Raw genomic sequence first — 22,472 nt, forward strand, 5'->3', positions numbered from 1 at the left:
CCTGTTCTAAGTATTTCTGATGAAAACAGTTAACTAATTCTTTTCATCAGAAACTTACATTAAAGGAGTATAACTGAAATATTTCGGTTATATGGAGGTGATTTCAAAATGTCAGATTTTGAAATTGACTCAATGAACTTGCATTTTATTCCTATCACTTGTTATATTTAAAGAAATCCGGCTTTAAATAATAAAGAGGCTGCAATGAAAAAGTTTTTCCAGAATAACTCAATATTACTGCTTTTTTTTGTATCAGCCGCTGTTGTTTTGATTATTTCCTTATATTCAAGATCTCTCATGAATTCCGCGACTTCAATGCTCGAGTATAACACGGAACAGCGGCTGCTTGTACTCAGCAAAGCTGCGGCAAATCTCGTTAGTGTAGAGGAACTTGAACAGTTTAAAGAACCGGAGGATATGCAGAAACCGCTTTATTCTGAAATCCGCCGGCGGCTTGCGGATTTTGTTGAAGATTCCGATATCCTGTTTGCCTATTATTTGCGGCCGAAAAACGGTATGCTCCAATTTGTAGTTGATAATGATTTTGATCAGGACTCTCAGGTCGGTCTGGACAGCGAACTGGTTGATTTTGAACCTGCGCCGACGCAGGCTTTTAACGGCATCGCTACAAGCAGCGGACTGGGTAATTATTCCCAAAACTGGGACGGAATTCTCGCGGCCTACGCTCCCGTTTATGATACAGACGGAAATATTTACTGTATAGCCGGGGTCGATATGTCTGATGAACAAATTGTTTTTGTCAAAAACAATATGGAGCTTTTAACGATCGTCCAGATCATCTCTCTGGCAATAGTAATAATAAGCGGATTTTGGGGACTCAAGCTGTTTCATAAAAAAGCGGTTCTCGCAGAAAGTGCAAGCAGGGCAAAGAGCGGTTTTCTTTCCCGCATGAGTCATGAAATACGGACACCCCTGAATGCAATCATTGGTTTCAGCCGGATGGCCGGAGAAACCGGTGATACAGAAAAAACAAAAGAATATCTGGACAATATCAACACCGCTTCGGGACATCTTTTAAATCTGATAAATGATATTCTGGATATTTCCAAAATAGAATCAGGAAAAATGTTTTTGGATGAATCATATACTAATACACAAAACGAAATAGACACCATAAGCAGCATGATTATTCCCCAGGTAGAGGCGAAAAAGCAGAATTTCACCCTTTCTGTTTCAGAAAATCTTCCGCAGTATGTATACTGTGACAGTACGCATATTAAACAGATAATAATAAACCTCCTTTCAAACGCCGTAAAATTTACTCCGGAAGGCGGAAACATTTCACTGCATATAAAAGCGGCTGAAATAAAAAATGGTTTCTGCACTATGGAATGGCGGGTAAAAGACAACGGTATAGGGATTGAACCGGAGTTTCTGGAAAAACTGTTCCAGCCCTTTGAACAGGGTGACGGGAGTACGACCAGAAAATACGGAGGAACAGGACTTGGCCTTGCCATTTCGAAGCAGCTTGCGGAAATGATGGGCGGCAGGCTCGAGGTCTTCAGCGCTCCGGGATCAGGCAGCGAATTTATTGTAACGATGAAACTGAGAACAGCCACTGCCGATGAATCTCAAAATGATGTATTTCCCACAACAAATACTGATCTTGATTTAAACGGAAAACACATTCTGCTCATTGAGGATTCTGAACTGAATCAGATAATTGCAGAGAATGTTTTGACAGGCATGGGGGCCACGGTTGATTTTGCGGGTAATGGTTTAAATGGTCTTAATATGTATTTTGAACATCCTGAAAAATTCGATATGATTTTTATGGATATTCAGATGCCGATTATGGATGGCCATGAAACTACCCGAAAAATACGCGCGTCAGAACTCCCGAATGCCACTACAATACCTATTATTGCAATGACCGCAAATGTTTTCAAAGAGGATATTCAAAAGGCAAAAGACGCGGGGATGAATGCGCATATCGGCAAACCTCTGGATATAGCCCAGGTGAAAAGAACAATAGCTTCAGTGTTATTTTCTGTTTAATTTCAAAAATATCTGTAATTCTTCCGGAATAACTGATATGTTTTTGTCTTTCGGCGTATATAGCCTTTACAATACCGGATGAATGGACGAAAATGTATATACAAGCTTTTTCAAAAAATGAAGTTTTGAAAAACATAAAATAAAAAACCGGCGCTTGTATCTTATGCCGGAATTAATAATCGGAAGGGCCTCATGAAAACTCACAACATTCCAAAAAAAAACAAAGACTTTTTTGAAGGGTGGTTTTTTAAACACCAGAATAATGAACAGGGCATAGCGTTTATTCCCGGAATCAATATAACAAAGGAAGGCGAAAAAAAAGTTTTTATCCAGATAATAACAAACACAGAATCATTTAATGTCGATTATGATGCTAATGATTTCTCAGTTGATAAAAAAGATTTATTTGTAAAAATTGGAAACAGTATTTTCAGTGACAGCGGTATAAAGATTGATATTAATACACCTGAAGTTATCTGTACGGGCGAATTGAACTACGGCCCGATAACACCGATTAATTACAATATCATGGGGCCGTTTTCTGTATTCCGTAATATGGAATGCAACCATGGGGTTATAAGCATGCACCATTCAGTAAATGGAACTCTTACTCTTAATGGAACTGTCTTTTCTTTTGAAAATGCAAACGGGTACATTGAAAAAGACTGGGGTTATTCATTTCCGGAAACCTATACCTGGCTGCAATGCAATGATGACTGCTCTATTATGGTATCAATCGCGACGATACCATTCTTTGGGCTTTTTTTCCAGGGACTGATTTCAGTTATACGGTATAAAAACAAAGAATACCGGATCGCAACTTATAATGGCGGAAAAGTAATATACAATAATGAAAAAGGGCTTATGATAAAAAAAGGAACTTATACACTGAAAGCTGAATTCAGCGATACTGTATCACATCCGCTGAAAGCCCCTGATTCCGGAAATATGAGCAGAATAATCAGGGAAAGTATTTCATGCAAAGTAAATTTTGAGTTTGCACGCGGAAAAACACTATTGTTTACTGCGGAAAACAGAATTGCCGGATACGAACGGGCCTGATACAAGTTGCCGGAAAAATCAGTTTTCTGTCGTTTCTGATTCAGACGGATTATCAGAGGTGCTTTCCAAAACCCTTTTAGCGCGCCTCTGCAAAGCTCCCTGTTTTTCATCATCAGCTATTCTTTCTATTTGCGGAGTAAGGCCCGCATAGCGGTTCCTTTCATACATATCAATCCCTATACTTCGCGTCAGGGTATCGGAATGGGACAAATAAGCTGATGCAAGCGGCTCAATTTCACGGTTATCCCTTTTTGACAGCATTTTTCCGATTTCATAGCGGAGCCAGGTTTTCTTGTTATCCTGCAGCGTTTCCCGCGCGGCTTTTTCAACATCGGGATAATACAGGGAAAAGTCAGCGTCAAGCAAAACGGTCATTGCTTTCAGCCGGGTCTTGTCCGCAATTCTGGTATTATTCATTTGCTCGAGGAGCCAGGCATTCGCATCAGGATCGTTAAAAACACCAAGCGCTTCAAATGCCCGCATTTTCACCGCCTCAACGGGATCAGTTTTTGCCCGGTGCAGAATAAACGGGACAGCCTCGTTGAGATGTCTTTTTTCGGCCGCCGCTATCGCCTCGATACGGATTTTATAATAGGAATCCCTGAAAGCGTCAAGAATAATTTCCGTTGCTTCGGGATCATCAAACGAAGACAGCGCTGTCACGGCAGCAGTCCTGATAATAGGATCAGTTTCATTGAATAGATTCACCAGAACAGGGAGCGCTTCAGTTTTTTTCAGGTTACCCAGCGCAGTCGCTGCGGCCGCTCTTATAACAGCATTCTCGTCAGCGTTCTGCGCAATTTCGGCAAAACGTTCCCATATTTCTTCAGCCTGTAATTCTCCCAGGGCAGTCATAACATTCTGGCGGATTATCAGCCGCTGTCTTTCATCCCCCGGAAGTTCCGCATCCATATATGCGATCAGAAATTGAGCATCTTCACTTGTGCCGATTTTTCCGAGAGCACGGATAGCCGAATCACGGTAATCACTGTTTTCATTTTCGAGAATCTTCCGTATCTGCGGCGCAGCGGAAGAAAGTTTCAAATCCGTGACATAGGCCAGCACAGATAATACAAGTGTCTTCTTTTCATCATAAGGATCCTCAAGTATTTCGAGACAATAGTCTTCCAGTTCCGGATTTTTCTGGGCGCTGTACAGCCGGAGAATATGCTCCTTGATTGAAGTACTCTTTGTCTTATAGAAAAGTTCCGTTAATTCCGTATTATATTCTTTTGAATCTTCATTCTGGAGTTTTGTTATCAGTTCGGTTATTTCGCCTTCAAGTCCGTACTTAATAATCTCCCGGCGCTCTTCATGTTCCGACTTTTGTGCATATATGGAAAAGGAACACAGAAAAAAAATACAAAATAAAAACCGCTTCATTTTTTGCCTCCGGTAAAACGTTCAAGAAATGATTTTCTGTAAACAAGGAAGGTGTCGGAGTTTATGGCCTCCCGTATTTCTTCCACCAGCCGGTTCATAAAAGCCAGATTATGATAGGTCGCGAGCATTGAACTCAGTATTTCATCATTTTTGTATAAATGTCTCATATAGGCTCTTGAATACTCCCGACAGACTCTGCAGGAACATTCAGGGTCTATCGGCGAAAAGTCCGCCGCATATTTTTCTTTCTTTATCGCAATGGTACCGTCTCTTGTAAAAAGGGAACCGTTACGGGCATTTCTGGAAGGCAGCACGCAGTCAAAAATATCAATACCATTCATGACAGCATCAAGGATATAATCCGGCGTTCCTATTCCCATAACATAGCGAGGTTTATCATCGGGAAGATGTTCCGCCGATAATGCGAGAAATTCATTATACACATCAGCGGGCTCTCCTACTGAAAGACCGCCGATTGCTATCCCCGGCGTATCCAGTTCGACAACCCGCTCCACACTTTCTGCCCTGAGATCCCGGTAAAAATTCCCCTGCACTATTGCAAATAATTTCCCCTGATATTCTTCGGGTGTTTCGAGCCAGGCTTTCTTTGCCCGCTGCGCCCAGCTGCTTGTTATTTCAAGCGCCTGCTTTGCTTTTTTCCATTCGGTCCCGTAACCTGTACAGACATCAAGCTGCATTTGGATATCGCTGTTCAAACAGGCCTGTACCGAAACTATGTCTTCCGGCGTTAAAAAATGGGAAGAACCGTCAATATGACTGCGGAATTTAACTCCGTCAGAGGTAATCTTTCTGAATGCGGAAAGAGAAAATATCTGATATCCGCCCGAATCGGTTAAAAAATTTTTTTTCCAGCCGGAAAAACCATGGAGACCGCCGGCGGCACGTATAATTTCCGCCCCCGGGCGTAAATACAAATGATAGGTATTGGCAAGAATGATTTCAAAACCTATCTCATCAAGCCAGTCCTTTGTCATTGCCTTGACTGTCGCATTTGTCCCCACAGGCATAAACGCCGGTGTATTAACGGTTCCGTGAGGCAATGAAATACTCCCGGTACGCGCACCGCAGGAATTATCCCGGTGTTTTAAAGTAAAAATTTTATCAGTTTTCTGCACTTTTTATGTCCTTGCTACCCTAAGAATCGCAACACTGGCTCCGAAAAAAATATTACCGGAACCCAGGCTCCGGCAAGCGGTGAAATATATTCCCATTTTGCAAGAATCATAGTAATCATCTGCATTACATAGTATAAAACCGCAATTGAAAGGCTTAGTAACAAACTCATAAGGAGAATATTTTTCTTAAAACGTCCGCCCAGGGAAATCGAAAAAAACAAAACAATAAAAATTGTAAACGGAAAGGAAAACCGTCTGTAATAATTTGACAGCATCTCCGCGTAAGGAAGCCCTGCCCGCCGGGCATTCTCAATATATACTTTTGCTTCTTCGGCAGATAACTCATCCACAGACGTTACGTTTCTCTGGAAAATTTCCGGAGATTCTGTCAGTTCATAGGGAACTATATCTTCCTCTACGAGAACATCATCTTTTATAATATACGTTATCGGGGTTTCGAGAACCCATTCGCTTCCCGACCATTTTCCCGAGGGGGCCTGAATAACGGCTTCGAGGTCGCCGTCCTCGGTCCTGATTACTACAATAAGAGAGTACAGCTTTTTATCTCCCGCCTGATAAAAATCAGCGGTATATACCACTTTTCGTGATTCGGAAATAACAACAACATTACCGTTGTTCAATGATTCCTGCTGGTTAAGAAGAACCCTGTTTAATGCGTTCTTTTGCGCAAGGGAATGAATAACAACTCTGTCCTCAAAAAAGAACATGCCAAAGGAAAGTAAAAGACCGAGAACAAGGAGCGGTATAATCAGTTTATACAGGGGATAGCCTGCGGCAAATACCGAAGTCAGCTCATTTCTTGCATACATTGAACCCATTGTATATGCCGAAGCAAAAAGAACAGCCATCGGCATTGAATAGGAAATACATTTCGGGATATACAGGATCATTACCGTTATAACGGAACGTATCGGAGCCTCATTTGCAAGGTATCGCCATAAATTGGCAAATAAATCACCCAGCTCAAGCAGCAGGATAAAAAAAAGAAGGGCAAAAAAGCAAATTGGTATAAACTGCTGCAGCAGGTACCGCTGTAATAGCTTCATTTGAAAAACCTTCTTCCAAGCGCGATAAGTCCAACCAGCAGAACAACCAGATTAGGCAGCCACATTGCCAGCGTCCCGTTAAAATCGAGACGGACGCTCAGCGTCTGCCCTCCAATGAGCATCGCCCAGTATAACACAGCAATAATTAATCCGAAAATAAACCCCACACTTTGTCCGTTTGTTTTGGCAGTAAGTCCGAGCGGAAAAGAAAGAATAACAAAAAAGAAGGCTCCAAAAGGTATGGTAAACTTTTTATGAAATTCCATTTTCCACATATTCAGAACCCTGGGGTTTTCCTGAATTTCCTGGCGCTGAATTTCCCGGTACAAGTCACGTGAAGTCATTTCCCGCGGAGTAACAGAACTCGAATAATTCGACAATAGATTTTTTGCGAGCATATTATATGAGATGGTCTGCGCCTCAATTATATCAAATTTTTTTCTGTCTCTTTTGTCAAAACTGGCGACAAGGGCATTCTGCATTTCCAGAGTCATGAGTATTGCGTAATCATTTGATTTCAGTATCTTTGCATCGGGAGCGGCGACAACCCTTTTATTCCCCATATTGTCGGAATCTATCAGAAGAATGCTATCCATGGTTTCGTTTTTTATGGTTCCGGAAATTACAATTGCATTCTGGCTTCTTTTTATGGAATTTGACTCCAGCTCCAGAGCCGGGGTCGAGGTCAGGATTTTCCGGTACAGAGAATTGAATTTTATGGTACCCAGAGGCAAAAGAATATCATTTGTCATAAAGGAAACCATAGAAACAAGAATACCTACAGCGAGTATGGGCAGAAAAATAAACCGGAGAGATACCCCGAGAGCATTCATTGCAAGAATCTCCCGGTCACTTACAAGGCGTCCAACACCCATCAGGGTACCTACAAGAGCGGCAAACGGAGCGGAAGTCGCAATTATTGAGGGAAGCGCGTAAATAATCAGCAGCGCAACATCTTTAAATGGGGCCTTTTTTGAAAGAATATCTTCAGCCATAAGCAATATCTGATTAACAAAAAAATAAGAAAAAAGAAAAGAAAGCAGACAAAAAATAGAGAAGCATTTCCTTGGCAATGTACAAAAAAGCGTCTTTCGCATTTATTTTCTTCCGGTTGAACCGTATCCTCCGGCGGAACGTTCCGTTTCAGAAAGAGCTTCCACCTGTATAAAAGAAGCATGATCGACCTTTGAAACAATCAGCTGGGCAATCCGGTCGCCATGTTCCACTGTGAACGGTTCCTTTCCGAGATTAATCAGTACAATGCCGATTTCCCCCGGTAATCTGAATCGATTGTTCCCGGAGTATTTAGTATTGTTATTCCGTGTTTCATTGCAAGCCCGGAACGGGGTCTTACCTGTATTTCATATCCCGGGGGAATTTCCGTACTGATCCCGGTCGGAATCAGACAGCGGTCAAAAGGGTCCAGCGTTACAGGTTTTTCAAGAAAAGCGCAAATATCAGCGCCGGCGGCGCCGGCGGTTTTATATTCAGGTGTTACCGCGCCTTTTTTAGCTGTAAAACGGATAACTGCGTCCATATTTTTTACACTCCCTGAGGCATTTTTGTTTCGCATATACAACAAGATTCTTCTTTTTATCATCAAATGAATCAAGCGCCGTTTCAATATCAGACCCGTTTATATTGTTTATCATTTCCGCGGAATCTTCAACAGAAAGAATAGTCCCGTTGTAAAAGAACTGCCGGGCAAGCCGCTTCATTCTGTTTTCGGTATCATCGGCATTTAAAAGAAGTTCTCCCGATACATGGGATTTTGCCTCCTGAATTTCATCACTGCTGAAACCCTTCTCCCCGATTTCAGTGATTTCGGATAACAGAACGCTCAGCGTTTCTGTGGTCTTTTCGGGAGGAACCGAAACCCCTGCCGTCCAAAAGGCAGAATCCCTGTTAAAGAGATAAAAACTGAATACAGAATAACACAGCCCTCTTTTTTCTCTCAGATTCTGAAAGAGCCGGGAACTTACCATATCTCCGATTATAGCATTGATCACAGCCCATGAATACCAGCCTGTATCCGTTTTTGATTCATTTATGGGATAGGAAAGATATATCTGTGACTGTGAAAAACGGGATTCCTCAAAAAAAACGCCGGACTTCCAAACCGGATGTATATCAGGGTTAAGCAAAGGATCGGTATTTTCAAACTCACTCTCGATAATTGAAACCAGCCTGTCCGTACACAGATTGCCGGCCGCCGTTATCAGCGGAGAAGTATTTTGAATAAAGAGGCGGTAATTTTCCCTGATTGTGTCTGAAGCGAGAGATTCAATGTCCCTGACTGTACCGGTTATCGGATGTGATATCCGGTGATCAGGGTACATCAGAGAAAAAGCTTTTTCCATTCCGGATTCGTCGGGATCATCACACTGGGCGAGAATCTCACTGACTATAACAGACCGCTCGCGTTCTATTTCCGCATCGGCAAAAACAGAACGCCGGACCATGGAGCAGAGAATTCTTAAAGCGTCTTCCGCATTCTGCGGCGGGACCAGGCAGTAGATACATATCATTTCCCTTTCGGTAAATGCGTTTACATATCCGCCGATCCTGTCAAAATAACGCGCAATATCAATTGAAGACAGAGTATCGGTCCCCTTAAAAAGCATATGCTCTATAAAATGCATAACGCCTGACGAACCCGCTCTTTCATCACGGGAGCCGGTCGGGAACCATATACCGATTGCCGCAGAATGGGCGGCGGCAATCGGTTCGCTTATAAAATGAACGCCGTTTTTAATTATTTTCCGGGTTAGGGGCATCATCTCCAATCGCATCGATATAGGACAGATTCAGTCTGCCCATTTTATCTATTTCCAGAAGTTTGACAGGTATCTTCTGTCCCTCTTTTACCACATCGGAAACATGGGCGACCCGGGTCCGGGAAAGCTTTGAAATATGGACCAATCCTTCCTTGCCGGGGAGAATTTCCACAAAAGCGCCGAAGTCCATTATTCTGCGGACAACGCCGTCATATATTCTTCCGACTTCGGGGTCTTCCACAATACCCTTTATAGCGTCACGGGCAGCAAGAGCGGCCTTTGAATTCTTACCGTAAATGGTAACAGTCCCGTCATTTTCAGTATTAATGGTGACCTGATACTGTTCTGAAAGAGCCTTAACGGTCTTGCCGCCGGGGCCTATCAGGGCGCCGATTTTATCGGTATCAATTTTCATTACCTCTATGCGGGGCGCATACTGGGAAATCTGTTCGGACGGTTTGGAAATTGTCTGGTTCATTATGCCAAGAATATGCAAACGTCCCCGCTTTGCCTGATCAAGGGCATTTTTCATGATTTCAGTTGAAACACCCGCAATCTTAATATCCATCTGGAAGCCGGTAATTCCGTTTTCGGTGCCTGCGACCTTAAAATCCATGTCGCCCAGATGATCTTCCTCACCGAGGATATCCGAAAGCACTGCATACTTATCACCATCTGTAATCAGTCCCATTGCGATACCTGCTACAGGACTTTTCAGAGGGACCCCGGCATGAAGAAGAGAAAGAGTTCCGCCGCAGACTGAAGCCATTGAGGAAGAACCGTTTGATTCAAGGATTTCAGAAACAACCCGGACTGTATAGGGAAAGGCCTCCCGTGAAGGAACTACAGGTTCCAGTGAACGCCTTGCAAGATACCCGTGACCGATTTCGCGGCGGCCGGTACCCATACGCCCCACCTCGCCGACTGAAAATGGAGGGAAATTATAATGCAGGATAAAATGCTCTCTGCGGTCGCCTTCAATATCATCATAAATCTGCTCGTCAAAGATGGTCCCGAGCGTGGCTACAGCCAGAGCCTGTGTTTCCCCGCGGGTAAACAGGGCGGAACCATGGGGCCTCTGTAAAACCCCGATTTCACAGCTTATATCGCGAATTTTTTCCGGGTCCCGGCCGTCAACGCGGACGCCCTTTTCCAGAATATTCTTGCGGAGAATAGTATATTCTATATCTTCAAAAAGCGCATGAAAGAGCTTTCGCTGCAGTTCGTCTTCAAGCTGTTCCGCATAGGTTTCTTCAAGCTGTTTTTTTACCGCATGGCAGGCAGCCCGCCTCTCATGTTTTCCTTTGACATAGAGGGCCTCTTCCATTTTCGGATAGGCTTCGGCATAGATAACGTCACGGTTTTGAAGTTCAACAGTCAGGGGACTGAGCGGGAGTTTTTCTTTTCCGCATTTCTGCGCAAGTTCCCTCTGCAGATCACAGATAGCTTTTATAAACTCCTTGGCTTTTTCGAGCGCGCCGAGCATAACCTCTTCGGATACCTCATGTGCGCCGCCCTCAACCATGGTTATTCCTTCTGAAGTACCCGCGACCACTATTTCCATATCAGCAGTTTCAATCTGTTCAAAGGTGGGATTTATAATATATTCACCATTAATATACCCGATTCTCGCCGCCGCTACCGGCCCGTTGAAAGGAATATCCGATATGGCGACAGCTGCTGAACTTGCTATTACGGCAATAATATCAGGAGGATTCTGCATATCCGAAGAAACGCAGGTCGGAATGAGCTGAATATCCCTTCCGAAAGATTTTTCAAAAAGAGGCCGCATCGGACGGTCAATCAGACGGGAAACAAGAATTTCCTTGTCCTTCGGACGGCCTTCGCGTTTAATAAAACCGCCGGGTATTTTCCCCGCAGCATAATATTTCTCATTATAATCCACGGTAAGCGGAACATAATCCAAGCCTTCCACACTATCCGAAGAGGCGCAGGCAGTTGCAAGAACCGCAGTTCCCGCATACTGGGCAAATACCGAGCCGTTAGCCTGCTTTGCAAGACGGCCGGTTTCAAGAATCAGATCATCATTTCCGATTCTGTATGTTACTCTATGTATCATTTTTACGTACCTTATTTTTTGCTGTCATACAGCATTAATATTAAAGATAACCTTTCAAACAGTGAAAGGCAAAAACCGGGGAGATTTCAGAAGTTTGCCGGTAAAAAAGAAAAAGTTACCCACCCTGAAAAAGAGGCAGGTAACTTTTGCATCACTTTCGTAAGCCAAGCTCCTGAATTAATGCACGATATTCGGCAATATTTTTACGCTGTATGTATTTTAGAAGACGGCGGCGCTGTCCGACCAGAATAAGCAAACCACGCTGGCTGCTTTTGTCTTTTTTAAACTTTTTACAGTGTTCGGTCAGCTGACGGATTCTTTCCGTCAAAAGAGCTATCTGTACCTTTGTATTTCCGGTGTCTTTTTCATTCGCACCGAATTTTCCGACCACCGCGGTGGTCTCCTCTTTTGTAAGTGCCATACTTACTCCTTTTATATTAATCATCTTGATAAACAGAATTCAGCCGCACTTATTTCGGGTACGGGCGGCAGTGTTTCGCCTTTACAGGCGGCAAGCTCCAATAAGGATTCCGTTACGTGTATTGTAACATGAACGGAAGTTCCCGAAACCGTATATAAGACAGCATTATAAACTCCCCGCCCGGGGAGTATTTGTGTAAAAGAACACAAAGGAGTATTCAGATTTTTGTCCGAAACTTCCCAGCGTATTCCGGAAAAATCAAGCAAAAATGGATAACCAAGAAGTTTTTCCGCAAGGGCAAAATCAGCGGACCTGATCGCGTCGCGCACAGCGCTGGAGCTTATCCGCAAACCGTTATAATCGGCCAGCGGTATGGAATCAACACGGAACCCTTCTTTTGTGGCAAAACCAGCTATTTCTGTTTCACCGGTATCCAGGCGAAATCCGCAGCGGAAATCGGGACCAACGGCCACATACCGCATACGGATCTTTTTTACCAGATTATCAAAGAATACACTCCCTGTCATTCTACCGAATTCCGCAGAAAAGTCAATCAGGACAACCAGCTTAAACCCTGTTTCGGCAAAATGATTCAGTCTGAGCCGGAGCGTTGACACATCTCCGGGGTAGTTTTTGTCGTTTTTTACCACACCGGGGGACCTCGTGAAAGTCACCACGCCGGGAACTAGATTCAATTTTTCCGCATTTTCCATCACCGCATTGAATAGCGCCTGATGGCCCGTGTGAGGGCCGTCGAAACCGCCTATTGTCAGGGCAGTCCCACCGTTGTTTCCGCATAATTTTGAAACAGCCTCCGCGCCTGAGGGAGTAAAAATGTCTTCCCATTTGATTACAGTCATATTCATATACGCGGCACCGAAACAAACTCATATCTGGTCTGTCCGCCGTTCCATAATACGACGCCCATAAACCGGCCCTGACAGAAGACCGCACAGCGGCTGCCGAAAACAGGCGGCTGTCCGAAAGAAAACCACGATTGCGAAATTTTCTTTCCGTTACTGAAATCAGCGGAACAGGAAGCGGCGATATCTATCGGATTCATCGAAAGTGAAGCGGCTATTTCCGGCGTAAAAGTCACTATGTTTTTTAAAACCTCTTCTTTTGCAAGCTGTTCCCGTTTTTCAGGCTGCACCGGTAAAGAAGGGAAAGGCAAAAGCCGGTGATAATTCAGGGCGTCTTTCAGATTAAAAATACCCTGCCGGGTCCGCCTGAGGCCCTTCAAATAGGCGCAGGAACCCGCTGCCTGCGCAATGTCCGCGCAAGCGACCTGATATAGGTTCCTTTGGAACAGCGGACCCGGACTGTAAGATTCGCAAGCTGAGAATCATCGCCGGCCATATTTCCGCCGGGATCGCGGGCCTCCAGAATTTCAATTGAGTACACAGTGACCGGACGGGGCGGCAGTTCTATCTGTTCTCCCTTTCGTATTCTGTCCGACGCCCTTTCCCCGTCAACATGGATTGCGGAAAACAGCGGGGGCTTTTGCATGATATTTCCCGTAAAAGAAGGCAGTATATTTCTTACCGTGCGGAAAAGCGGAAGCGGGGCCTCCATAATTACCTTGCCGTCGGGATCAAGGGTGTCTGTTTCGGCGCCGAATTCGATGAGGGCTTTATATTCCTTATCGCAGGCCGTTATATACGGCGCGAGCCGGGTCATTTTTCCTGAAAGAAGCACAAGCAGTCCGTCTGCGAATGAATCAAGGGTCCCCGTATGGCCTACTTTCTTTGTCTCAAGGGCATTTTTTATTTGCCAGAGTGAAGAAAAACTGGTTTTGCCCGCACTTTTCGCAAAGAGAATTATTCCCTCAGGAGAAAGATCCATTGCCAATATTTATTCCGTTTTTTCAGTTTCACCGGAACTGCGGTCAATATCAAGACTATTGATCTTTTGAACCATTTCAAATCCCTCTTTTATGCTTTCATCAAAGATGAACTGCAAATGAGGGAATTGCCGGATTCTGAGCTTCTTGCCGAGAACAGACTGGATATACCCTGCCGCATTCTGAAGTCCGCTGACACCTTTCTTTGTCTGATGCACATCCATAAAACTTGAAACATACACTTTTGCATATCCAAGATCACCGGAAACATCAACGCGGTTAATTGAAAGAAAATTTGATACACGGGGGTCCTTTATCTGTCCGCCGAATATCATCCCGGAAATTTCTTCCCTGATTTGTTCGCCGAGACGGTCCAGTCTGAATTCTCCCATATTATTCTACCGGACAGATTTTATTCTGTCTTATCCTTCGATGAATCATTTTTTTCGCTGTCTTTCAGCTTGCGCGCAATTTCCACCAGTTCTATAACTTCGAGCTGGTCATCGACGCGTACATCGGTATAGTTTTCAATGCCGATACCACATTCAAAACCCGCGGCAACTTCTTTGGCATCATCCTTAAACCGGCGCAGTGAAGCTATTTTTCCGGTATGCACAACGATGCCGTCCCGGATAACATTGATGATCGAATTTCGTCTTACGACGCCCTGCAGGACATAGGATCCGGCAATCGCGCCGATCTTCGGCACTTTTATTACATCCCGGACTTCAACCATACCGATAACTTCTTCCTTAATATCAGGCTTAAGCATGCCTTCCATTGCGAGCTCAATCTCTTCAACAGCCTTATAAATAACATTGTATTTGCGGATGTCGATTTTTTCCGACTCGGCAAGCAGTTTTGCCTGGGGAGTAGGACGGACATTAAATCCGATAATAATAGCATTGGAATCTGCAACTGCGAGCATAACATCGGAATCATTAATGGCTCCGGCCGAAGCATGAATAACATTCAGGCGGATATCCTTTGTAGACAGTTTTTCAAGAGACTGCTTCAGTGCCTCAGCAGAACCCTGTACGTCCGCCTTAATGATTACTTTCAGTTCAAGGATTCCGCCGTCATGAATGGTATCAAACAGATTATCAAGCGTAACCTTTTTGACATTCCGTGAATCCTCAAATTTTTTCAGTTCCTGGCGTTTGGATGAAATCTGGCGCGCAATTCTCTCGGTTTCAGTAACCTGGAAGGGATCTCCGGCGTTCGGCATACCTTCCAGCCCCAGAATTTCAACCGGCATACTCGGGGTCGCTTCATCAAGTTTTTCACCGCGGTCATCAAAAATTGCCCGGACCCGGCCTGAGTATACTCCGGCAACATAGGAATCTCCTGTCCGGAGAGTTCCGCGCTGCACAAGAATAGTTGCAACAATACCCCGTCCGTGGTCTATACGGGACTCAATGACTTTTCCTTCAGCCCGGCACTCGAAATTTGACTTCAACTCAAGAATTTCCGCCTGGAGCAGAATTGAATCCAGCAAATCATCGAGTCCTTCTTTTTTCAGGGCGCTGATATGCACAAACATGGTTTCCCCGCCCCACTCTTCAGGAGTAAGTCCGAGTTCGGAAAGCTGTGTTTTAACCTTGTCGGGGTTTGCCTCAGGTTTATCAACCTTATTGACGGCAACTATTATGGGAACCTTTGCGTCCTTCGCATGGTTTATTGCTTCAACAGTCTGAGGCATTACGCCGTCATCAGCCGCAACAACAAGTACAACAATATCGGTTATTTCAGCGCCGCGGGCACGCATCATGGTAAACGCTTCGTGGCCGGGAGTATCAAGGAAGGTTATTTTTCCCTTCGGTGTTTCAACCATGTAGGCGCCAATATGCTGGGTAATGCCTCCGAATTCCCCTTCGGCGACATGGGTACTCCGGATAGCGTCCAGGGTTTTTGTCTTTCCGTGATCGACGTGTCCCATTATTGTAACAACAGGAGGACGCGGGAGAAGCTCGGCATTACTGTCACTATCACTTTCAATAACAGTTTCATCGTAAAGGCTGACAATATTGACTGTGCAATTATATTCACTTGCAAGAATAGTTACGGTATCAGCATCAATTGACTGATTCATGGTAACCATCATTCCCATTGTCATCAGTTTGCCTATAAGTTCGGAGGCCTTTAAATTCATTTTCCGCGCAAGCTCGGAAACAGAAATTGATTCCATTATTTCAATTTCTTTCGGGATTGCGTTTATCTTGTCCTGGGCCTTCTTTTTCTGCTGAAGGAGTTTCTCTTCAAAGTCATCTTCCTTGTTTTTCCGGGTATAAACAGTTTTTTTACCTTTGAAAGATTTTTTCCCGGGAGGAGTCCTGCTATCAAGAGGCATCTGCTCCGAGGGGCCATTCCTTCCAGGCGCACCCGGTCTTGGTCCGAATCCCCTGTTTTGGGTAAATCCGCCCGGACGGGGCGGTCCACCGGGACGAGGCGGTCCGCCCGGACGGGGTGGTCCACCGGGACGGCCCTGATTGTAATTGGGATTGCGGCCCTGTGTATTCGGAGCTCCCGGGGTTCGCGGCTGACCATTGTAACCGCCGGGGCGGCCCTGACCCTGTGAATTATAATAATTTCTCCGCTGCCCCTGGTCTCCGCGCGGGTAACCGGATTGATTTAAATCACGGGCCCCTTCCCTTGCCTGGGTTCCTGAAAAACCTTCTCTCTGACCGCCCGGCGTATAAGAACCGCGGCTGCCCTGATTATAGGAACGGTTATGGGAGCGGTCGGCAAGATTTCCGACCTTTACGTTCGGGCGGGGCGGACTGAGTTCAACCGGACCCGCCGTTGTCTTTTTATCGGTTTCTTCGGCATTACCGTCACTGCTTTTCTTCCCCTGTTCAGAATCAGCTTCCTGATGCCGGACAGGTACGACATGAACCGGCCTTTTGGCAGGTTTGGAATCATTTTTTGCCGTGTCGTCGGTATTCTGATCCGGAGCAGAAGCAGTATTATTTGCCGTTTTTTTCTTAACAATAATTACTTTTTTCTTTTCCGTAGTTTCAGAAGCTGCAGCAGGTTTTACCTGTTCCGGAGCGGCGGCGTCTGTTTTTCGCTGTTTATTGAGAATTACCTTTGGTTTTTGTGTATTATCGGAATCTTCGGCCATATAGTTTCCTATTCTTCGTCCTCATATTCAAAACTGAGACCAATACCACAATTGGGACATGTTGTCATATCGATCGTTATAGGAGCACCGCATTCCGGGCATTCATATTCATCATCAGCTTCTTCGTCAGCCCCGGCCTCAACAGGCTCCTCATTATCCGAATCTTCTGCATCATCAGCTTCAGCATCTTCATCATCTTTGACGAATTCAAAAGAATCTTTTATCACTTTTTCAAGAACCGCGTATTGCTCCGGAGTCATACCTTCAAGCGCTTCAAGTTCAGTGTCTCCAAGAGCGAGCAGGTCATCAACAGATGTTATATCATTATTTTCAAGTATTTCAATTAATTCTGTTGTAATTCCGGGCAATTCGTTAATGGATGTAATCTCATCTGCATCGCTGTTTGCAAAGAGTTCGTGAGCGACCTTGCGGGATTCCGCGGAAATATCCATTTCTTCAAACTGTTCCTCAGTTTTAACATCGATATTCCAGTCAACAAGACGGTTCGCAAGCCTGACATTCAGTCCCTGTTTTCCGATTGCCAGTGAAAACTGGGAATCGGAAACTACCGCGAGGGCAGAACGCTTTGCTTCATCCAGTATGACTACATCATTTACTTCGGCAGGAGAAAGGGCGTTCATAATAAATGTCCGCGGATTTTCATCATATTTCAGGATATCTATTTTTTCTCCTTCCAGTTCACGGATAACAGCCTGAATGCGGACACCCTTTAATCCTACACAGGCGCCGACAGGATCAACGTCGTCCCGGTGGGAAAAAACCGCTACCTTTGTCCGGTAACCGGGCTCACGGACGATCTTATAGATTTCTACCGTTTTGTCATATATCTCGGGAACTTCAAGTTCAAGAATACGCCGGACAAAGTCAGGGTCCGTTCTTGACAACACAATCTGAAGCCCTGCCGTGGTTTTCTTGACCTCGGTAATATAAGCCTTGATCCGGTCGTTCTGATGATATGACTCCCTCGGGACTGGAATTTCCGCGGCAGGATGCCCTCCACCTTACCAAGATCAACATAGATATTTCCATTCCGCTCACGCTGATAATAACCGATAATTATTTCACCGACCTTGTCCTTGTATTCGGAATACAGGGTGTCTTTTTGAATATCCCGGATAGACTGCTGGGCAGTCTGTTTTGCGGACTGGACTGAAATCCGGTCAAATTCCCGGGGATCAACTTCAATCAGCAACTCGTCGCCGATTTCACATTCAGGATCAAGATCAATCGCGTCCTCCAGTTCGATCTCGGTAACCGGATTATATACACCATCAACTATTGTTTTGCGCGAATATATCGAAACATCGGTATGGTCATCATTAAAAGTAACTACAGCATTATCATTTGTTCCGAATTTTCTTTTATACGCAGCCTTTAGGGTATCCTCAATCATTCTGAATACAAGGTCTTCATCAATTCCTTTTTCCTGAACAAGCTGGCGTATTGCTTCGGCCATTTCCGCAGGCATAACAAACTCCTTCTATCTGTCTGAGACCGGCGGACGGTCAGACAGTCTTGCTTTAGCTATTTTTGAATATGGAATCTGTATTTTCCCCGATTCGGATAAAAGGCAAACCTCTTTCTGATCAGAAGATACAATTTCGCCGTATATCCAGTCTGAAACATCGGTATTCCATATTTTTATATTTTTTCCTGTTAAAACAGAAAATTCATATGCATCTTTCAGTATGCGGTCAATTCCGGGCGAGGTTATTTCCATTGTCAGATCCTGAGTTGAAAGAAGGGCCTCGAGCCGGGGTAGCAGAATTCTGTGAACTTTGGAGCAATCATTGATACCGACACCCTCGGACGTATAAATTACAGCCCGTATCTGCCACGTTGTATGCCGCTTAAAAACAGTAAACTCAAGCAACTGGTATCCGAGACCACGAACCAGTGGTTCGCAATCCGTAAAATACGGCATATTTTCAGGTGCGGTATATTCCACTATAAAGAAGCTCCCGTTTTTTCATCATTCACAAAATGTATATTCAATATATGAAAAAGGAGCCGTTTGAACGACTCCTGCTATAATAAGGATAATATAAGTTCGTATAAAACTATACTATTTCAATTAAAAAAGTCAACGTCTGTTTTCAAAAACAAGCCCGGATTCCTCTCCGGTTTTTATCAGGGTGTCCCTGCCGGACAAAACGGCGAACTGCGGTGAACCGCTTTTTAATTTTCCGCCTATTTCCTGCTCTATTTTTTTCCTGATTTCGGAAACCGTGTCATATATTTCAATTGCCGACGTGAATAATACATTAAGCATGGATTTTACTTCCGGCGCGCTGTCACCTGAGCAGGCGGACAGTTCTTTCAGGAGAAAAACGGAAGCGGAAACGATTATTTCATCAGAGCAGAACGATTTATTCATATTTGTCCTGATTACGGACAGTAATTTTTTCAGGGGTTTTTCCGTATTGTTCAAATTCAGACTCTCATTCCGGAAAGCGTTATCAATAGTCTGCACCATTTTATCAAATAATTCAGGAACCTTTGATTCATTTTTGTATTTTTTATACATTGTTTCGAAATTCAGATCTTCATTTGTGCCGGTGTCAAACCAGTCATGCTGTTTTATGTTATCCCTGTTCAGAACAATGAATTCCAGCAATTCCTTTCTGTTCTGGGTATTTGACAGACTGCTCAAAAGCTTGTTGCAGATGGATACCAGTGAAACCAGCCATTCCGGAGAATCGGTATTACAAAGTTTATACAATTCGCTTACATTTGAGAACAGTTTTGTAATAACCCGTTTCTTTTCGGACACATTATCGGTTACGAGACTGGTTTCACAATTTGCCAGATTTTCAAGGATAATTGACTGAAGTTCGCTTAACCGTTTATAAAACATTTTATAGGCATGATCCATGCATGGCCTCCTGTATTTTTACAAAGCTATTTATGTACCGATTATATAACAAAAAATCAAAAAAAAATACCCGCGGGAACATATTACGGTACGATTAAGCGGAAAAATATTCTTTTATGATACGTCCAGCCGTTTCGCGATCAGGAGACGGAGTTTTTTTTCATTTTCGTCCTTCAGGCCGAGGGATACGCTTTTATCCAGATCATTCAGAGCTTCAGTATACCGCCCTTCAGTATAAAAAGCCTGGGCCCGCCTGAAATACACATAAGGCTGATACAGGTTGATGTCCAGCGAATGGGTAAAGTTCTCAACCGCCTCGGCATTTTTTCCCATAACGGCCAGAACTATGCCTATATAATAATAGGCCCTGAAATTGGCCGGGTTATTTTCGGCGCTCGCATTAAAATCCTGGAGCGCATCTTCATAGCGGGAAAGCGCAAAATAGGCCATACCCCGGTGTTTGTATATAACTGAAAGAACTGTTGCGTTCGGTTTTTTATCGATGATAAGCGTATATATCATTATTGCCCGTTCAAGATTTCCGTTATTATGGGCTTCAATGGCCTCAAGAATCATATCATCTATGGTACCCTTTACATAGGGAGATGCGGTTTCGGAAATTTTCTCCGCATCCCCTGAAGAGGAAACGTCCGGAAGATCATTATCCAGATCAAAAAAGTTATCGGCCTGATGGTAAAAGCTCCCCCGCCTTTTGTCGAGTTCGTCATTCAGCTTTGTCTGATAATCCCTGATTTCCTGGAAAATAATATCAGCCAGACTCAGGCTGGCATTTATGGAAGCGAGCTTCCGCTTGAGAGGAAGATCAAAGGGGGAAAATTCAGATTTATATACCAGCTCATGCTCAACCTCGGCCCATGCATCCTGCAGGATGGTCCGTACCTGGACTTCAATAATAAGATCAGGAGGCAGTACCAGGTTTTCCTTCAGCTCATCGGGAATCGCCAGAAGAATATGCGTTGACTCATAGCCGAATTCACGGAATGTCCGGTCAGCCCCCTTTCGTTCCACCTCAAGTATCCGGAAGGCCGATTTCAGACAGTATTCTACCTCGGTCAGATCCTGCAAAAAGGAACAGATAATCCTGATCCCCAGAATGTCCGTAACAGTGGGAAGGTCCTCAGTCGGCTGAAAATCGGGAGGCAGGGTACGCAGAAATTTCCGGTAGTAGCTGTTAAATGTTTTTACCCTGCCCTTGTAAGTCGGCGTGGAAGAAACGGTTATGCATGATTTCAGTTTTGATTCAATTCTTTTTAAAATAAGCTGGAGAGCGGGCTGATAAGACTGATACAGTTCAAGAAGATGTTCCCTGTCGGGCAGCCATGATGCGTTTGTTTTTGGAAAATCCATACGTATAGTATACAAACGAATTTACCGCTGCGCAAGGAAATAAAATACTCTGCCGCGGAGCAGGGCAGACCTTCGGTCTGGAGTATTTTTCTCTCCCGTGGAATTAGTCTCGGGTTAAACCCTCACCTCGAATAAAAAAGGGATCCTGAAGGATCCCTTTTTCATGCATATTATACAATCTGCTTGTTAGTTTGCGTTCTGTTCCGGTTCATTGGCTGAAGCGCCTTCAGAAGGAGTAAAACCGGTTTCAGTTGCGATCTTTTCCTGTTCAAGGAAACGCAGAACCTGTACGCCGCCGAAGCGTGATACTTCAAGCTGTTTGCGTTCTGCTTCGCGTTTTGTCTGGATTCCCCAGATATCTTCATCAGCAAAATCGCGTACGGAATCAAGAACGGCCTTGTCATAAATTATCTTAACATCTTTGATATAACCTATGAAATCACCGCCTTCATCTGCTGCATCGCGTGTAACAATGAAACTCTTGAATGTCTGTATGGGAACATGATTCGGATATACAGGATACAGTCTGATTTCCCGGCTGCGTGCATCGGAAATATACGCAGGGTTCTGCCAGACAAGTTCTCTCCAGCCGTCAAATTTCAGATATCCCATGAAATAGCGTTTTTCAACCCGGTTCATGTCATGAAGCACAACATACAAACCATGGGGAAACTGCATACCATACGTATTTACGGCAATTGATTTAATCACACCAACATTCTTTACAACACCATAACCGCCTTCAAAACGGGTCTGTCCTGTTGCCTTGTCTTCATCAGTCGGTTCCTGAACCTCTCCGTCCTCATTTGTCTGAGCCATCGGTTCATAAGCGGGAATTTCAAACGGAGGTTTAATGATCGCGTTTGCATTGCTGTTCCATACGGGGAAGTTGATGCGAACGCCCATTACAGTCTGTCCTGCAAAACTTTTTGCATTCTGGCTTACCGGAGCGGGCCTTACATGAGAAACAGAAAGACTGGTAACATTCCTTGCGGAAGAATTGAGCTCTACATCCCAATTGCCTACGGCCAGTGAAGTTTTCATAAGAGAACGCTGATCGTCCGTAAATGTATCGCCGGCTACAGTTGAATAATCCATTACTGTTCTGCCGTTCTGGGTCGCATTGCCATCATCATCATTAACGCTGTCTGCCGTCAGCAAAGCAAAATCGATTAATACAGCTTCATCTGCCACTGCAACAGCACCAACCAAGAAGAATGCGATTGCAACAAGTATGAATCCCTTTTTCATTCAAAAGCTCCTTTTATGCACGAATTGTAACCTGTCAAGTTATAA

At 44.3% G+C, this 22,472-nt stretch carries 18 protein-coding genes and 2 pseudogenes; 2 read left to right on the forward strand and 18 right to left on the reverse strand.

Translation table 11 applies throughout. The features are described from left to right. Positions 1–204: 204 nt before the first annotated feature. Positions 205–2,019, forward strand: coding sequence for an ATP-binding protein (locus K7I13_RS01985; protein ID WP_255947562.1), 1,815 nt, complete (start codon positions 205–207; stop codon positions 2,017–2,019). Between the two features lie 192 nt (positions 2,020–2,211). Then, complete coding sequence (locus K7I13_RS01990; protein ID WP_255947563.1) at positions 2,212–3,081, forward strand: tocopherol cyclase family protein; 870 nt, start codon at positions 2,212–2,214, stop codon at positions 3,079–3,081. Positions 3,082–3,099: 18 nt separating this feature from the next. Here the strand turns inward: K7I13_RS01990 and K7I13_RS01995 are convergent, their stop codons facing one another. From K7I13_RS01995 to K7I13_RS02080, 18 genes and pseudogenes are all read right to left on the reverse strand, one after another. Continuing rightward, entirely contained in the window at positions 3,100–4,464 is a 1,365-nt protein-coding gene (locus K7I13_RS01995; RefSeq protein WP_255947564.1) for a HEAT repeat domain-containing protein, read from the reverse strand. Next, positions 4,461–5,600 (reverse strand): tRNA guanosine(34) transglycosylase Tgt, encoded by a 1,140-nt coding sequence (gene tgt, locus K7I13_RS02000; protein WP_255947565.1) that lies wholly within the window; start codon positions 5,598–5,600, stop codon positions 4,461–4,463. The genes K7I13_RS01995 and tgt overlap by 4 nt, the downstream gene beginning before the upstream one ends. A 14-nt stretch (positions 5,601–5,614) precedes the next feature. Then, the gene (locus tag K7I13_RS02005; protein ID WP_255947566.1) at positions 5,615–6,667 is read right to left on the reverse strand and encodes an LptF/LptG family permease; all 1,053 of its coding nucleotides are present in this window, start codon (positions 6,665–6,667) and stop codon (positions 5,615–5,617) included. Further along, a complete protein-coding gene (locus tag K7I13_RS02010) occupies positions 6,664–7,662 on the reverse strand; it encodes an LptF/LptG family permease (protein ID WP_255947567.1) in 999 nt (332 codons plus the stop codon). Before K7I13_RS02010 ends, K7I13_RS02005 begins: the two co-directional genes overlap by 4 nt. 102 nt (positions 7,663–7,764) lie before the next feature. After that, positions 7,765–8,204 (reverse strand): annotated as a pseudogene (gene dut / locus K7I13_RS02015) (dUTP diphosphatase). Beyond that, positions 8,176–9,447, reverse strand: coding sequence for a M16 family metallopeptidase (locus K7I13_RS02020; protein WP_255947568.1), 1,272 nt, complete (start codon positions 9,445–9,447; stop codon positions 8,176–8,178). The pseudogene dut and the gene K7I13_RS02020 overlap by 29 nt, the downstream one beginning before the upstream one ends. Beyond that, positions 9,419–11,524 carry a polyribonucleotide nucleotidyltransferase gene (gene pnp / locus K7I13_RS02025; RefSeq protein ID WP_255947569.1) on the reverse strand — a complete coding sequence of 702 codons (2,106 nt, stop codon included), beginning with the start codon at positions 11,522–11,524 and terminating at the stop codon, positions 9,419–9,421. Before pnp ends, K7I13_RS02020 begins: the two co-directional genes overlap by 29 nt. 151 nt (positions 11,525–11,675) lie before the next feature. Then, positions 11,676–11,945 (reverse strand): 30S ribosomal protein S15, encoded by a 270-nt coding sequence (rpsO, locus tag K7I13_RS02030; protein WP_255947570.1) that lies wholly within the window; start codon positions 11,943–11,945, stop codon positions 11,676–11,678. Between the two features lie 20 nt (positions 11,946–11,965). After that, positions 11,966–12,811: an FAD synthetase family protein gene (locus K7I13_RS02035; RefSeq protein ID WP_255947572.1), complete on the reverse strand. Its 846-nt coding sequence runs from the start codon at positions 12,809–12,811 to the stop codon at positions 11,966–11,968. Further along, the gene (locus K7I13_RS02040) at positions 12,808–13,188 is read right to left on the reverse strand and encodes a hypothetical protein (RefSeq protein WP_255947574.1); all 381 of its coding nucleotides are present in this window, start codon (positions 13,186–13,188) and stop codon (positions 12,808–12,810) included. Before K7I13_RS02040 ends, K7I13_RS02035 begins: the two co-directional genes overlap by 4 nt. Continuing rightward, positions 13,185–13,790, reverse strand: a complete 606-nt coding sequence (gene truB, locus K7I13_RS02045) for a tRNA pseudouridine(55) synthase TruB (protein WP_255949189.1) — start codon at positions 13,788–13,790, stop codon at positions 13,185–13,187. The genes K7I13_RS02040 and truB overlap by 4 nt, the downstream gene beginning before the upstream one ends. A 9-nt stretch (positions 13,791–13,799) precedes the next feature. Further along, positions 13,800–14,180 (reverse strand): 30S ribosome-binding factor RbfA, encoded by a 381-nt coding sequence (gene rbfA / locus K7I13_RS02050; protein WP_255947576.1) that lies wholly within the window; start codon positions 14,178–14,180, stop codon positions 13,800–13,802. A 20-nt stretch (positions 14,181–14,200) separates the two neighbouring features. Then, on the reverse strand, positions 14,201–16,912 hold the full coding sequence (infB, locus tag K7I13_RS02055) for a translation initiation factor IF-2 (RefSeq protein ID WP_255947578.1): 2,712 nt from the start codon (positions 16,910–16,912) through the stop codon (positions 14,201–14,203). A gap of 8 nt (positions 16,913–16,920) precedes the next feature. After that, positions 16,921–18,401: pseudogene (gene nusA / locus K7I13_RS02060) on the reverse strand (transcription termination factor NusA). 12 nt (positions 18,402–18,413) lie between these two features. Continuing rightward, positions 18,414–18,881, reverse strand: coding sequence for a ribosome maturation factor RimP (gene rimP, locus K7I13_RS02065; RefSeq protein WP_255947579.1), 468 nt, complete (start codon positions 18,879–18,881; stop codon positions 18,414–18,416). Positions 18,882–19,016: 135 nt separating this feature from the next. Beyond that, a complete protein-coding gene (locus K7I13_RS02070) occupies positions 19,017–19,808 on the reverse strand; it encodes a hypothetical protein (RefSeq protein WP_255947580.1) in 792 nt (263 codons plus the stop codon). A gap of 114 nt (positions 19,809–19,922) precedes the next feature. Further along, entirely contained in the window at positions 19,923–21,176 is a 1,254-nt protein-coding gene (locus K7I13_RS02075; RefSeq protein ID WP_255947581.1) for a RelA/SpoT-related domain-containing protein, read from the reverse strand. 186 nt (positions 21,177–21,362) lie between these two features. Further along, entirely contained in the window at positions 21,363–22,427 is a 1,065-nt protein-coding gene (locus tag K7I13_RS02080) for a flagellar filament outer layer protein FlaA (RefSeq protein WP_255947582.1), read from the reverse strand. Between the last annotated feature and the right edge of the window lie 45 nt (positions 22,428–22,472).

Source organism: Brucepastera parasyntrophica, assembly GCF_022376835.1.
In the GTDB taxonomy this organism is placed as follows: Bacteria; Spirochaetota; Spirochaetia; order Treponematales; family Treponemataceae; genus Brucepastera; species Brucepastera parasyntrophica.